At 55.5% G+C, this 14,009-nt stretch carries 13 protein-coding genes; 8 read left to right on the forward strand and 5 right to left on the reverse strand.

Features of this window, described 5'->3' with window-relative positions; all coding sequences use genetic code 11:
• The first annotated feature begins 20 nt into the window (after positions 1–20).
• The 3 genes from BS630_RS15060 (at position 21) to BS630_RS15070 (ending at position 2,522) form a co-directional block, all read left to right on the forward strand.
• Positions 21–881, forward strand: coding sequence for a hypothetical protein (locus BS630_RS15060; RefSeq protein ID WP_011654229.1), 861 nt, complete (start codon positions 21–23; stop codon positions 879–881).
• Positions 882–1,026: 145 nt separating this feature from the next.
• Positions 1,027–1,596, forward strand: a complete 570-nt coding sequence (locus BS630_RS15065) for a hypothetical protein (RefSeq protein ID WP_020048093.1) — start codon at positions 1,027–1,029, stop codon at positions 1,594–1,596.
• 163 nt (positions 1,597–1,759) lie between these two features.
• Positions 1,760–2,522, forward strand: a protein-coding gene (locus BS630_RS15070) for an IS5 family transposase (RefSeq protein WP_122330916.1) whose coding sequence is annotated in 2 segments (ribosomal slippage) — positions 1,760–2,089 and positions 2,091–2,522 — 762 coding nt in all. Because the reading frame shifts where the segments join, the coding sequence is not laid out codon by codon here.
• 172 nt (positions 2,523–2,694) lie between these two features.
• Here BS630_RS15070 and BS630_RS15075 read toward each other — a convergent pair.
• From BS630_RS15075 to BS630_RS15095, 5 genes are read right to left on the reverse strand one after another with little or no spacing between them, the layout of a single operon-like run.
• Positions 2,695–3,474, reverse strand: a complete 780-nt coding sequence (locus tag BS630_RS15075; protein ID WP_011654225.1) for an ABC transporter permease — start codon at positions 3,472–3,474, stop codon at positions 2,695–2,697.
• A gap of 3 nt (positions 3,475–3,477) precedes the next feature.
• Entirely contained in the window at positions 3,478–4,512 is a 1,035-nt protein-coding gene (gene nodI / locus BS630_RS15080; RefSeq protein WP_011654224.1) for a nodulation factor ABC transporter ATP-binding protein NodI, read from the reverse strand.
• 37 nt (positions 4,513–4,549) lie between these two features.
• Entirely contained in the window at positions 4,550–5,827 is a 1,278-nt protein-coding gene (nodC, locus tag BS630_RS15085) for a chitooligosaccharide synthase NodC (protein ID WP_003551808.1), read from the reverse strand.
• 22 nt (positions 5,828–5,849) lie between these two features.
• Complete coding sequence (gene nodB / locus BS630_RS15090; protein ID WP_011654222.1) at positions 5,850–6,500, reverse strand: chitooligosaccharide deacetylase NodB; 651 nt, start codon at positions 6,498–6,500, stop codon at positions 5,850–5,852.
• On the reverse strand, positions 6,497–7,087 hold the full coding sequence (locus BS630_RS15095; protein ID WP_003551805.1) for a NodA family N-acyltransferase: 591 nt from the start codon (positions 7,085–7,087) through the stop codon (positions 6,497–6,499). Before BS630_RS15095 ends, nodB begins: the two co-directional genes overlap by 4 nt.
• A gap of 258 nt (positions 7,088–7,345) precedes the next feature.
• On the opposite strand from BS630_RS15095, the gene BS630_RS15100 reads away from it, so the two are divergent.
• The 5 genes from BS630_RS15100 (at position 7,346) to glmS (ending at position 13,977) form a co-directional block, all read left to right on the forward strand.
• Positions 7,346–8,278, forward strand: coding sequence for a LysR family transcriptional regulator (locus BS630_RS15100; protein WP_003551803.1), 933 nt, complete (start codon positions 7,346–7,348; stop codon positions 8,276–8,278).
• Between the two features lie 644 nt (positions 8,279–8,922).
• Positions 8,923–9,201, forward strand: a complete 279-nt coding sequence (locus BS630_RS15105) for an acyl carrier protein (RefSeq protein ID WP_011654221.1) — start codon at positions 8,923–8,925, stop codon at positions 9,199–9,201.
• Positions 9,202–10,413 carry a beta-ketoacyl-[acyl-carrier-protein] synthase family protein gene (locus tag BS630_RS15110; protein ID WP_003551798.1) on the forward strand — a complete coding sequence of 404 codons (1,212 nt, stop codon included), beginning with the start codon at positions 9,202–9,204 and terminating at the stop codon, positions 10,411–10,413.
• A 593-nt stretch (positions 10,414–11,006) separates the two neighbouring features.
• Positions 11,007–11,579 carry a nodulation O-acetyltransferase NodL gene (gene nodL, locus BS630_RS15115; RefSeq protein ID WP_003551796.1) on the forward strand — a complete coding sequence of 191 codons (573 nt, stop codon included), beginning with the start codon at positions 11,007–11,009 and terminating at the stop codon, positions 11,577–11,579.
• Between the two features lie 571 nt (positions 11,580–12,150).
• Positions 12,151–13,977 carry a glutamine--fructose-6-phosphate transaminase (isomerizing) gene (glmS, locus tag BS630_RS15120; RefSeq protein WP_011654220.1) on the forward strand — a complete coding sequence of 609 codons (1,827 nt, stop codon included), beginning with the start codon at positions 12,151–12,153 and terminating at the stop codon, positions 13,975–13,977.
• The last annotated feature ends 32 nt before the right edge of the window (positions 13,978–14,009 follow it).

Consider the following 14,009-nt stretch of genomic DNA (forward strand, 5'->3'; position numbering starts at 1 on the left):
CTCAAGCAGGAGAGAAAGACATGGCCCGTATCCAGGAACATGACCAATGCTACTCAAATAAGGACTACGACATCGCACGTGCCTTTTTTCACGCTAAGCCGCTGTTGCTGGCACAGATCGATGCCGCTGCCCCAAGCGACGATACAGTAGCCAACGATCAGGGGACGGTACAGTTCCACCTCATCGGCCAGAAGACCGATGATCCGCAATACAGCGGCATCATGAATGAAAACCAGGACAATCTTCTGGCAATCGGCGGTCTCATCCATGATTATATGCACACCAACTATCCTGATATTGGCTCGAAAAAGCTCGACATTAATACCTGGACGAACGTCGTCGGCCACATTCCCAACCTTTCGGCCGGACCGCAGAAACAGAAGAGCTATTCCAACAAAGTTGCCGGCACATCCGTCTCCGGCACTTTCCTCTCGCTAATCGCAAAGGCCATCGTTACCGACGGGGCATCTCTGATGACGGACTTTCAGTCGTTCTTGACCGCGATGAGCAACCTGACTTTCAGTGCCAACCGCAAGACGCCACATTACAAAGCGGTGACATGCACCTATCAGAATTATCTTCTCGGCAACGGCGGCGGGGGATACTTCGACTACGGCGCCATCGTCTTGCGGGAGATCGAGATCAAGGAACATTTCCTTGAGCTGAAATCCTGCTGCTCGTCGACGCAATACGTCAACATCGACATGAGCTACACTGAGGTCACCAATATCGTTCAAACCCGGCGCATCCGAAAAGGCGGTCCGGATTACGAGAAATTTCAGGAACTGGTGAACAAGAATTCCACCGAGCAGTTCAGGAAGGCTCAGAACTTCTTCAACGGCGGTTCGACGCCGCAACACGACATCGAGCCGCAAGTCTGACACCGGGTCGGCGCATTGCGGCTCACCCGACAAAAGTTCGGCTTAGGACGAACGCATCGACTCCAAGGAAGCGACAGGGCAACGGGGATGCTCTGTCGGGTCGTCAGATTTCGTGATCTCCGCGGCGCTCCGGAAAGGAACTGACATGAACCCATTCGCCAAAACAGTTGCGGGTCTTTTCCTCGTGGTCGGCCCTGAGAGCAATAGCCCCCTCGACGCAGAGAGGATTTGTTCAGGCTTGATCCAGAAACTGTCGGAAGATGCCTCCCGCAATCTGGATGCCCGAACCTGGCAGAACGCCGTGCAGATGGTCCCTGATCAGATAGAAAGTGCGACAACGTCGCAAACGGTGAACTGCATAATGCCGCTCGGGGGTTTGCCGGGCAACCTTGCGATGTTTTGCACCGGAGCCGTCAGTGGAAGCCATCGGCCCACACTGGCGAAATCCATTGGCTCCTACTTGGGAAAATTTGGGAAACCGACAGCGTTCAACTGCCTCATTCTGGATCAATCCGACACGGCTGAAATCCACCTCTATCTCACGTGCCTGAATGTAACGGAGGGCCGAAAATCGGAGAAATTTAGCATCTCGTCGACCCAACTTTCGGCGACGCTGAATCTTTCGAACAAGCAAACGCAGGCCACTATCACCAAGGTCTTCGGCTCCTTCCCGGCGACGAGCGACCAACCTTTCTACCTCCGCATGCTGAATTGATGCAGATGCTCACCTAATCAAGCTCAATGGAGGATATCCGTACCCGATGCTCTGGCCGCACGTAGTCCCGACTAGTTTTATCAGTGACCATGGACTAGGCGTGGACTCTTGGGATTCCCAAGTTTGAGCAAATCAGATTCAAGTCTGTCTTTTGGAGGCAGTCATGGGTGTTTTGGATCGATTGGTGCTGCGGGATGAACAGTGGGAGCGGATTGCTCCCCACATCATTGGTGACGAGCGCACGCGCGGTTCGTCAGGCCGCGACAACCGAATGTTTGTGGAGGCCGTGCTTTGGATCGTACGCACTGGCTCGCCCTGGCGTGACCTACCAGAGGTCTTCGGCGAGTGGAACAGTGTCTTCCGCCGTTTTAGCCGCTGGAGCCAGAAGGGTATCTGGTGGCGCATGTTTGCGGCGATGTCAGACGATCCAGATTTTGAATATCTGATCATCGACTCCACCATCATCCGCGCCCATCAGCACGAACTGCCGGCGCAAAAAGGGGGCTGAAGATCAGGCCCTTGGTCGCTCTCGCGGCGGCCTGAGCACCAAGATCCACATGGTGGTGCGCGGGTTGGGCTGCCCGGTTCGCTTCACACTCACCGCAGGCCAGAAAGGAGATGCGCCGCAAGCCGATGCCCTGATCGAGGGACTTCCCGCCAAGGTCGTCATGGGTGATACCGCCTATGACAGCGATCGCCTGCGCGCCGAAATCGCCGGAAAAGGCGCAGTCGCCGTCATCCCCAACAATCCTTCTCGTGCCAAAAAATATCCGCTGGACAAGGACCTCTATGCTCAGCGCCATCTGATCGAATGCTGCTTCTCAAAACTCAAGCAGTTCCGAAGGGTCGCCACGCGCTTCGAGAAAACCGCCCGAAACTACCAAGCTGTCGTCACAATCGCCGCAACCGTGCTATGGCTCAGATAACTGTCCACACGGCCTAGCGCCTCCTCCACCAAACGCGCCCGGTCAGAATTTTGTGCGCGTGGGGATAGTTTCAAAGCAGGTCTGGATGCCATTGGAGCCGAGGTTTCCATGGCCTAATAGGATAACGGCATGGAGAGGCGATTCTTTCCTTCGAATCGTTAAGCAGCATTCATCACCGCATTAGTCGCCGCCGAAGCAATGCGGTCGATACGAGGAACGGTACGACTATGTAGATGCAGAGAACACCGATATGCAGGCAGACATTGGCGATTGGTTGGCCCAGCATTGTCGGGCGGATAAGATCTATCGAATGTGCCAAGGGCAAGAAGGCGGCTATCTGTTGGAATGCTACGGGCAATTGGTCTACGGGAAACACTGCGCCTGACAAAAACAACATCGGTGTGATGACAAGGGTTTGGTAGAATATGAAGTAATCGTAACTGGGCGCGAGGGCCGTGACGACCATTCCAAGGCTCGCAAAGGCTAAGCCCGTGATGGCGATGACCGGAAGAGCATAGAGAAGAGCCAGCCAGTGAGTGTATCCCAACATGGCGGCGACGATACCAATACCGGTGCCTGCGAGCGACGCCTTGGTTGCTGCCCACGCCATTTCCCCAACGACGATATCCCCTAGCGTGAGCTGTGTGTACAACATTGCTTCCCAGGTGCGCTGGCCCTGCATTCGGCCAAAGGCCGCATAGATAGTCTCGAAGGTTGCAGCAGTCATCGCGCTTGTCGCGATCATTCCAGCCGCCAAAAATGCAGTGTACGATACGCCGTCAACGCGCCCGACCATCACTCCCAATCCAGCGCCGAGCCCGAATAGGTATATTACGGGATCGGCTAGATTTCCGAGAATGGATGCCAGCGCCGCTTTTTTCCAAGCCAGATAGTTTCTGCGCCAAACTGCGAGCCAGTTCAAACCGCCGGCGGGTAATGTTGCTACGCCCATCGTCTACTTCTCCATCTCGCGTCCGGTTAACCGCAAGAAGACATCCTCTAGATTTGGTGGACGCTCCAGCAAGCGCAGGTTCGAATATGCACGCAGTTGCGCGCGCACCTGCTCTGGATCAGGCGTGTAGCAGAACAGGGTCTCTCCGCTGATTTCCAGTCGCCTAGCATTTGGCCTGATCAAAAGACTTAGCTCCTGCGGATCGCCACCATAAATTTCGATCACGGGACAGCCAATCTGCTCCTCGATCAGGGCATGCGGTCGGCCTTCGGCGATCTTTCGGCCAGCTTCAAGCACGCACAGCCGGTCGCACAAGCGCTCCGCCTCTTCCATGATATGGGTCGTCAGAAGAATTGTCTTGCCGCGTGCCAACAGCGATCGAAGTCGTTCCCAGATCAAGTGGCGCGCGTGTGGGTCGAGACCGGTGGTCGGCTCGTCCAAAATGAGTAGCTGCGGGTCATTAATGAGCGCACGCGCCAAAGTGAGGCGCCGCTTCATTCCTCCCGATAGGTCTGCCACACGCGTATTCGCCTTGCTTTCAAGTCGCGCAAATTCAAGCAGCGATGGGATGACCGTTTCGATTTCTCGGGTGCTCATGCGGAAGTAGCGGCCGTATACCAAAAGGTTCTCACGGACCGTGAATTCCAGGTCGAGATTATCGAACTGAGACACGATCCCGATTTTCGCGCGCGCCAAGCGAACCTGGCCCGGCTCCTGCGCTCCGAGTACAGTGATCTTGCCTACACTCGGCGACGTCATTCCTAGGATCATACGGGTGATCGTGCTTTTACCTGCGCCGTTCGGTCCTAAAAGACCAAAACATTCTCCTGCGGCGATAGTAAACGACAAGTCATTGACGACGATTTTACCACCATATGATTTCGAAACGCCGGCCAGGTCGATTGCGACTGGGGACAATGAGCCAGAAGGCGAATCCATTGCCTTAAATTTCCATTGGTGCTGCCGCTCCGATAGGATGAGATGATCCTGGTGCCGATCAGCGATCGTCGTCTTCAAATTCGTTAATTGCCCGTTCATTTCTTGTCCCAGATTTTGAGCTGCAGTGACGCGTTCATCACTCGCCACTATAGGCAATTTCAGATGTAGCCCGCCCTGGCATTTTGGTAGCGCCCTGCTGCCCAACAGTGGGCGCAATCGCGACTGATCCGCGCGACAGCCAATCGCTATTGGATAGGGTACAAAGGGCATAGGCCTTCAAGGGAATTAAGAGAAAGATGTTCACGAGCGTGTGGAGAGCAAAACCCAAAAACCTAAGTTCGCGGGCGCGATAGGCAGCCACGCTACAGCGTACAAGAGTCATGGATCCAATGACCAGGATCGTCCACCAGGGCAGTGTGGCGGTCAGCGCAAACTGGCCAATTCCTGTCAATACCGACAGCGCAAGAAGTAGCAGGCCGACATTTTGCCCGATTGCGTCCAGCGTGAGATACCGATCGAGACCAGGCAGTACAGGAAGCGCAAGCAAAGTATCCCGAAAGGTGCTGCGTGCCCACCGTAGTTGTTGGCGTAGATAAACACCCATCGTGTCTGGAACGACTGTCGCCGCGATGGCGCTCGGAACATACTCAGTTCGAAAGCCTGCGCTCAGCATGAGAATCGTCAAATGGCGATCTTCGCCGAAGTCACTCGGCTTGCCGCGATAAAGCTGCGTCTCGTACTGATCGAGCAGCGAAAGCATAGCAGACCGACGGTACATCGCACATGGGCCGCAGCAACACATAACTGCACCGAAGCGAGCTTGTGCCGCGCGCTCCTCGTTGCAGGCAAGCCAGTACTCCATGTCAATCAAGCGAGTTAGCCAGGTGTCCGCCTGGTTACTGGCTTTCATTTGGCCCATCGCCGCACCGACTGCTGGATCCCGCATTTTGTGGGCAAGCTTAGATACGACGTCGGGGGCGATCGTGGTGTCTGAGTCCACATTCAAAATGAGATCCCCAGAGGACTGGGTTATAGCGGCGATTTGCGCTTTGCGCTTTCCAACATTTTTAGGGAGAATTGTGAAGTTGAATCTCTCATCGTCTGCATAGGCAGCGCGCTGAGCCACAACCGCGTCGCGATTTTTGGAACCGTCGTCGACTACATAGATGCGCAATTTTCCGGCATAATCTTGCTCCGCAAGCGACGCGAGGCATTCCGAAAGAACGATTGGGTCCTCGTTGAAGCACGGCACGATGACATCAACGCTTGGCACGGGGTTGGTTTCAATGTCTTTCGCAGGTGTTGTTGAAATCGTTGTCCGCCTAGCATGAAAGACCTGCGCGCTCTTGTAAACGGTGGAGAGCATTGCATAAAGCGAGATGGCGGCGATGCTGGTTGTTGCGAGCAGGGTCATGGTTTCTCGTTTGTCCAGTGTTTCAGGGAAGTGAACGAATCTCGAATCCGCGGCTATGCAGTGCCGGAATAATTCGAGAGAGTGCTATGAGCGTCTGGTCACGGAGTCCGGCAAGCGAGCATTGCTCCACCTCATCGGGAGGACACCCGTCGTGCAAAAGCACGATTGCCCCAGGCCGAGCAGCAGCAAGCACCTCATCAACGATCACGTCGACGCCCGGGCAAGACCAGTCTCTAGGGTCGGCCGACCAGTGAACGGCTCCAAGTCCAGCCCTCACCGATGCTGAAAGGACGTCTTCAGTCCAAACCCCGTAAGGCGCTCGTAAGTGCCGGACCAAGGCTTGGGGACAGGCCGAGACAATAGCTTGATGCGCCTCGTCTATTTCACGTTTCACATCCTTGGGATCGCAGGTGGCGAGGTCGGGATGCGTCATGGTATGATTGGCGACATCATGACCTTCCGCCACAAGACGCCGAATGAGTTCGGGGTGATCCTTCACGTATGAGCCGATAGCAAAAAATGTCGCCGGAACGCGGTGCTCAGCTAGAACATCCAGGATTTGCGGCGTGCAGAATGGATTAGGACCGTCGTCGAACGTCAAGTAAACGCAGCGAGCTTCCTGGCCGCTTGTGTGATTGACCGGTACTTCGCTCATATATGCGGGCCGCTTCATAGTTCCGACCCGTTTCGTTCAATCAACGAGCCCGCGGGCCACTCAGTCATTGGACGGTCGACGGGAACCACCAATACGAGGACATCTTCAGTGCGCGTGGCTGGCAGGTCGGAATGCGCGTCTGGAAGCGTCGAGCGCACACGCAGCCCGGTCATGATATTTGCGGTACCGTCTCGGCAGTATCTTTCCATATGATTCCGCATGGCGTGGCGAACTGTTCCGAAAGCAAATGGAACGCTCAACTCGCGCAGAATCGGAAACATAGCGCGGACCGAGTGAGCGATTCCTAATCCTTCTAGATCCGGTCGCACTCCGTACAGGCCTAGCTCGGCCACAAGCAAATCAGTCGTACCGACTTTTATGAAGCGGCGTAACAAGCCCATGTGGCTAGCGACGCCGTGCGAGTCATATGCGATTGCGCGGCGTTCGGGCCTCGCACCACCCCAGCTTCGGCCAGTCTCGAACGGCTTGGCATTGAACGCTCCCGTCGGCCCATAGGTCTTGCAAAAAAAATCGGCGAGTTCCGCGTGGTCGGAAGCTTCCAGCTCATTTTCCCAGCATATTTTCCATCGCACTTCAGAAGACATGCAAAAGCTCCAAGTTGTTTCGTCGCCCAACCACGATCAGAGCTGCGCGATATTGTTGCGCATACTTGTTGGATTGCCGGTTAGGCAATCGAGCGGTTAAGAGATGTAAGAGTCTCAAATCGGGCCCCTGCCCGGCGCTTCGTTTTTTAGTTCCTGGTCCTGATATTGATCAAGTTCCGGGTTTTCTATAAGTGATCCGAAAGATTGGTAAAATTGATTGTTTGGATGGCAATCATCTATGGAATGGATATTCAACCCATGCGTTTTAAAGGCCTAGATCTAAACCTTCTTGTAGCACTCGACGCTCTAATGACCGAGCGCAAGCTCACAGCAGCGGCGCGCAGCATCAACCTCAGCCAACCCGCCATGAGCGCTGCCATCTCTAGGTTGCGCGACTATTTCCGCGACGACCTTTTTATCATGCAGAGACGGGAGCTAGTTCCGACCCCGCGTGCAGAGGCACTTGCCCCCGCTGTTCGCGAAGCACTCTTGCATATTCAGCTCTCCGTTATCGCTTGGGATCCAATAAACCCAGCGGAGTCCGACCGCCGATTCAGAATTATCCTCTCAGACTTCATGGCACTGGTCTTCTTCGACAAGATAATACTGCGCTTAGCTCGGGAGGCGCCAGGAGTCAGCTTCGAGTTGCTGCCACTTGACGACGATCCGGAGGAGCTTCTCCGCCGTGGTGATGTCGATTTTCTGATCCTCCCGGACTTATTCATGTCCGGCGCCCATCCGAAGGCAAGGCTTTTCGAAGAGAGACTGGTGTGCGTCGGCTGCCCTACGAACGAGCAGTTACAAGGGCAGCTCTCCTTGGAGCAATATATGTCCATGGGACATGTTGCGGCTAAGTTCGGACGTGGTCTCAAGCCTTCCGTAGAGCAATGGCTATTGATGCAGCACGGCCTCAAGAGGCGTATTGAGCTCGTCGTCCCGGGGTTTAACTTGATCCCGCCATTGCTGTCTGGCACTAATCGAATAGCAACCATCCCCCTGCGGCTGGTCAAACATTACGAACGAACTATCCCACTAAGAATCATTGAGCATCCTTTGCCGCTTGTTTCGTTCACTGAGGCTGTCCAATGGCCGGCTCTTCACAACACTGATCCTGGAAACATCTGGATGCGCGAGATTATGATCCAAGAGGCTTTGCGCATGGAATCTGAGATGGAAAGTTGTACGTCGTAAGCGGCACCGTCGGCTCATTTCACAGCCCCAGTAATTAGATCCATACGCATTGGCTGTGTTCCCAAAGGAGGTATTACGTTACAGGCGGCCCCCCGCCGCCTCAGCTCAGCTAGCAATCGAAGCTATTGCCGAGAGCGATCGTTTCTATCTGAGAAGGTGCGATTCGTAATGCTTTCCCTGGCCTCATGCAAAAGTGATTCAAAACTTTATTCCTGTAACTTATGTTCGGCCCATCGCGGAAACCAGCATCCAGCTGCGGCGACTTCCACGACCTTCCGCACATGCCTTCTGCGCGAAATTGAGCAACGCGCCGACCCGGGATAGTAGCCGAAGCTCTACTTTCGATCCCGCAATACTTGTTCTTGAGGATTTGCAACGGCGCCGGCGCGAGAAGTTAGCCGCGGCAATATGTCGAGCCACAATCCATAGTGTGGATGCTTTTGATCCACACAATCAATTTTACCAATGATGCCATATGATCCATAGCAGGGCAGCCGCGCGGCGAGATTCCGGTAAGTTTTATTGGTTTCTGTCGTCACTTCGCAGACGAGCCGGAACATCTTCCGATGTTCGCAGCAATTAGATCGAGCCTTCTCGCAAGGCCGTCGGCTTGTCGAAATTAGGCATGATGGAGAGGAATACAAATGGCTGATCAACTCACACTGGAAATTATCAGTGCGATCAATAAGCTCGTCAAAGCTGAAAACGGCGAAAGAACGAGCGTAGCCCTCGGCGAAATAACGACTGACACTGAGTTGACTTCACTTGGCATCGATTCGCTGGGTTTGGCCGATGTCCTTTGGGATCTGGAGCAGCTCTACGGCATTAAGATCGAGATGAATACGGCCGATGCCTGGTCGAACCTCAACAATATCGGCGACGTGGTGGAAGCCGTCCGTGGCTTGCTCACCAAGGAGGTCTGAATGGACAGGCGCGTCGTTATCACCGGATTGGGCGGACTGTGCGGACTGGGCACCGATGCTTCCTCTATCTGGACGGAGATGCGCGAAGGCCGCTCCGCCATCGGCCCGATCTCAAACTCAGAGATTCATGAGCTGAAGGGGATGATCGGGACCGAGATCAAGGTGCTGCCTCAACACGACATTGATCGCAAACAGCTCATCTCCATGGACCGCTTCAGCCTGCTAGCCGTGCTTGCAGCTAAACAAGCCATGCTACAGGCCGGCCTTTCGTGCAATGAAGGAAATGCCCACCGTTTCGGCGCGACAGTGGGCGTTGGCTTTGGCGGCTGGGACGCTACCGAGAAGGCCTACCGCACCCTCCTATTGGGCGGCGCGACTCGCACTGAGCTATTCACTGGGGTAAAGGCAATGCCTAGCGCGGCTGCCTGTCAGGTAAGCATGAACCTCGGGCTGCGGGGGCCAGTCTTCGGTGCCACCTCTGCCTGCGCCTCGGCCAACCATGCGATCGCTTCAGCGGTAGATCAGATCAAGCTCGGTAGGGCGGACGTTATGCTAGCTGGAGGAAGCGACGCGCCACTCGTGTGGATCGTGCTTAAGGCATGGGAAGCAATGCGCGTACTCGCTCCAGATACTTGCCGGCCATTCTCGGCCGACAGGAAAGGACTAGTTTTGGGCGAGGGTGCGGGCATGGCCGTGCTGGAAAGCTATGAGCATGCCGCCGCCCGCGGTGCAACGATGCTTGCCGAGGTCGCCGGCATCGGCCTTTCCGCCGATGCCTACCACATCGCTGCACCAGCTGTGCATGGGCCGGAGGCGGCGATGCGCGCCTGCCTTGTTGATGCGAGTTTAAATGCCGAGGATGTAGACTACCTCAACGCCCATGGCACCGGCACCAAGGCCAACGATCAGATCGAAACGACGGCGATTAAGCGCGTCTTTGGTGACCATGCTCGATCGATGTCCATCTCTTCTACCAAATCCACTCACGCGCACTGCCTCGGGGCAGCAAGTGCGCTCGAAATGATAGCCTGCGTGATGGCGATCCAAGAAGGTGTCGTGCCGCCCACCGCCAACTATCGCGAGCCAGACCCCGATTGTGACCTGGATGTGACCCCTAATGTGCCCCGGGAGCGAAAGGTGCGCGTGGCCATGAGCAACGCCTTCGCCATGGGCGGCATGAATGCTGTCCTTGCGTTCAAGCAGGTGCCATGAAGTTAAGACCGCCACGATTGAACCCCTTGTAGGGCCAGCAGCAAATGCCTGAACCAGGCGCCGCCGATTCCCTTCAGCAAGGCTTCGCTGCAATTCCGCAGATACTCAGGCATCTGAAAGCTCACGCTACACCGAATTCACCACGTGTCGCGGGGAGCTGGAGCCCGCTATTTTTCGACGCCGGGAGCTCTCACGCGGCTCGCCGGCGACCAAAGTTTAGGCCTCACCTTTTCTGCCCGCGAATAAGGAGTGTTGCTTTCGATTCCACCTCTGCCTTCACCCGATATCCCGCCAGGTGCCAGCTTGATCGCGAATTAGTCGCTGGTCCGGTGTTTTTGGGGCGCTTGCCGCTGAGTACGGAACCTGCCAAGTTGAATCCGCACATCTGATTGTGCCCTCCCCAAGCTGGTGAAACGCAAGGTCGCTGGTGCCGTCAGCCCCTTGTGCAGGATTTGCCTCGCTTGAGCAGACGACTTCAACCGGCCGCCAAAGGGGAAAGATTGCTGTTTACTCCTCTGTGAGCTCTGCCGTTATTAGTTGAATTCCAGCGGCAATCACCGACCACCCCCACGAACAAGATCTGAGAAGATACGATGACACGCAGCCAAAAAGAGAAGATGCTAGCAGGCGAAATGTACAACGCAGCGGACCCCGAGATCCAAGCCGAGTTGCTCCTCACCGGGGCTTGGTTGAAGCGGTATAATGACACGCTGGGCGACTCCGCCGAGCGGTGGAATGGGCTCCTTTTAGAACGATTGGGAGCAGTCGGGCTTGGAGCGGTTATTCGTCCTCCGTTCCACTGCGATTACGGGTTCAACATCCGGATCGGAGCTTGGGTTTACATCAATTACAACTGCGTCATTCTTGACGTGGCAGCGGTAACTATCGGTGACGGAACCGCAATAGGCCCTGCTGTGCAGATTTACACCGCGGACCATCCACATGATCCAGAGCAGCGCCAGGCTGGACTGCAGTTGGGACGACCTGTCAGCATTGGCAGGCACGCCTGGATTGGCGGTGGAGCAATCATTCTCCCGGGCGTGACAATTGGCGATCACGCTGTCATTGGCGCTGGTAGTGTGGTCACGCGAGATGTTCCTGCAGGAAGCACGGCCATGGGAAATCCAGCTCGGGTCAAGGCTGGTGGACGCTTGCCGAAATCATAAAAGCAGGCCTTGGGGTAAATCCGGCGGTAAAGGGCTGGTTTCTTTGCTTCTGCGAACGGACTTCTGGCCGCCATGGCCCTTTCGGTTCCAACTGTCGGCACTTTCACTCTGACGCCAACCTCTTTGCAAATGCGGCTGCGCAGTCCTGCTGACCGATTCGTGATCATGTTTGCATGCAAAGGGGCAACTACGCCTTAGGGTCAGCCCGCAGACACATACCGCTTCACCTGCAGAAAAACGAATTGCCTTTCAGCCCGTGCGCCGATGAAAAACAATTGGCGGCATGTCGTCGGCAAATAACAATTCCTGTTGGCGCGAACATTTTCAGAGGCAGGCCCCACGCCCCGGTCGTAGCTTATCAGTCGACACTTTGCAGAAGGCATCATGCGCTGCCTACAGCGTCTAATCGACGCAACCCGAGTGGGCGACATCCATATCGTGGATGATAGCTATCCCAACAATCAATTTTACTAATCTGTTTGGATTTATTAGCACGCGCTGGAGGACACGCGCCGAGCGGCGTCCGCCTCCTGATTACCTGTCGGGGGCTCTTGGGACATGGGTGACGAGCATGTGTGGGATTGTTGGCATAGTGGGACATAAGCCCGTGTCGGAGCGGCTGATCGAAGCCTTGGGGCGGCTGGAATATCGCGGCTATGATTCATCCGGCGTTGCTACGATCTTCGAAGGAGAATTGCACCGGCGCCGTGCGGAAGGCAAGCTCGGGAACCTTAAAACGAGATTGAAGGAAGCGCCCCTGAGCGGCACTGTCGGCATTGCCCACACACGATGGGCGACCCATGGCGCACCGACAGAATGCAACGCTCACCCGCACTTTACCGATGGTGTAGCCGTTGTTCATAACGGCATCATCGAAAATTTCTCCAAGCTAAAGGACGCATTGGCGGAGGTAGGGACCAAGTTCCAGACTGACACGGACACCGAGGTGATTGCGCATCTCCTGACAAAATTCCGCCGGGATGGCATGGGATGCCTTGAGGCAATGCATGCCATGTTGAAGTGCGTCGAGGGCGCCTTCGCTCTTGCCATCCTGTTTGAGGATGATCCCGCGACCATAATGGTGGCGCGCAATGGACCACCGTTAGTGATAGGCCACGGCGATGGTGAGATGTTTCTAGGCTCCGACGCGATCGCTCTTGCTCCGTTCACCAATGACATCACATATCTGAACGATGGCGATTGGGCTGTTGTAGGCAAAACGAGTGTCCAGGTTTTCGATATCGAAGGCAATGTCGTTACGCGCCCACGGCACATATCGCTTGCTACCGCAGACCTGGTCGGCAAGGGCAATCACCCGCATTTTATGGAGAAGGAAATCTACGAGCAACCGGAGGTCATCGCCCGTGCTCTTGGTCACTACATCAATGTCAACGATAGTCATGTCACAACGACTTCAACCGACATCGATTTCGCCGGGGTTGAGAGCCTCGCGATCTCCGCCTGCGGCACGGCATATCTTGCGGGACTAATTGGCAAATATTGGTTCGAGCGCTACGCACGCTTAATCGTTGAAATTGATGTCGCCTCTGAATTCCGTTATCGAGAAATCCCGTTGTCGCCGCGGTCGGCAGCGCTCTTCATCTCTCAATCTGGTGAGACGGCTGACACGCTTGCATCGCTGCGCTATTGCAAAGCACATGGTCTGAGAATAGGCGCTGTCGTCAATACGCGAGAATCAACTATGGCCCGCGAGGCAGATGCCATCTTTCCGATCCTCGCCGGGCCAGAGATCGGCGTTGCTTCTACCAAGGCATTCACTTGCCAGCTTGCTGTTCTCGCTGCGCTAGCCATCGGCGCAGGCAAGGCGCGGGGCACGATCACAGACGACGAGGAACAGGTGCTCGTCCAAAGTTTGGCGACCTTGCCGGGCGTTATGCGACAGGTGCTGAACGACATCACGCCGGAGATCGAACTCTTGTCTCGGGAATTGTCGCATTACCGCGACGTGCTCTATCTCGGCCGCGGCACGAGTTTCCCATTGGCCATGGAAGGTGCGCTGAAGCTCAAGGAGGTTTCCTATATCCATGCTGAAGGTTATGCGGCAGGAGAATTAAAACACGGTCCGATCGCCCTGATCGATGAAAATATGCCAGTCATTGTCATCGCGCCACATGATCGGTTCTTCGATAAAACTGTCTCCAATATGCAGGAAGTGGCCGCCCGCGGCGGCCGCATCATTCTGATCACCGACGAAACGGGAGCTTCGATGTCAAAGCTTCCCACCATGCACACTATCGTATTACCCGATGTTGCGGAGATTATCGCGCCGATGATCTTCTCTCTCCCGCTGCAGCTTCTTGCGTATCATACCGCGGTCGTTATGGGGGCAGATGTGGACCAGCCGCGGAATCTAGCTAAATCGGTCACAGTCGAATGATTGTGACGATTGGTTAGATCGCAAATCGCCTC

The organism is Rhizobium laguerreae, from assembly GCF_002008165.1.
Lineage (GTDB): Bacteria > Pseudomonadota > Alphaproteobacteria > Rhizobiales > Rhizobiaceae > Rhizobium > Rhizobium laguerreae.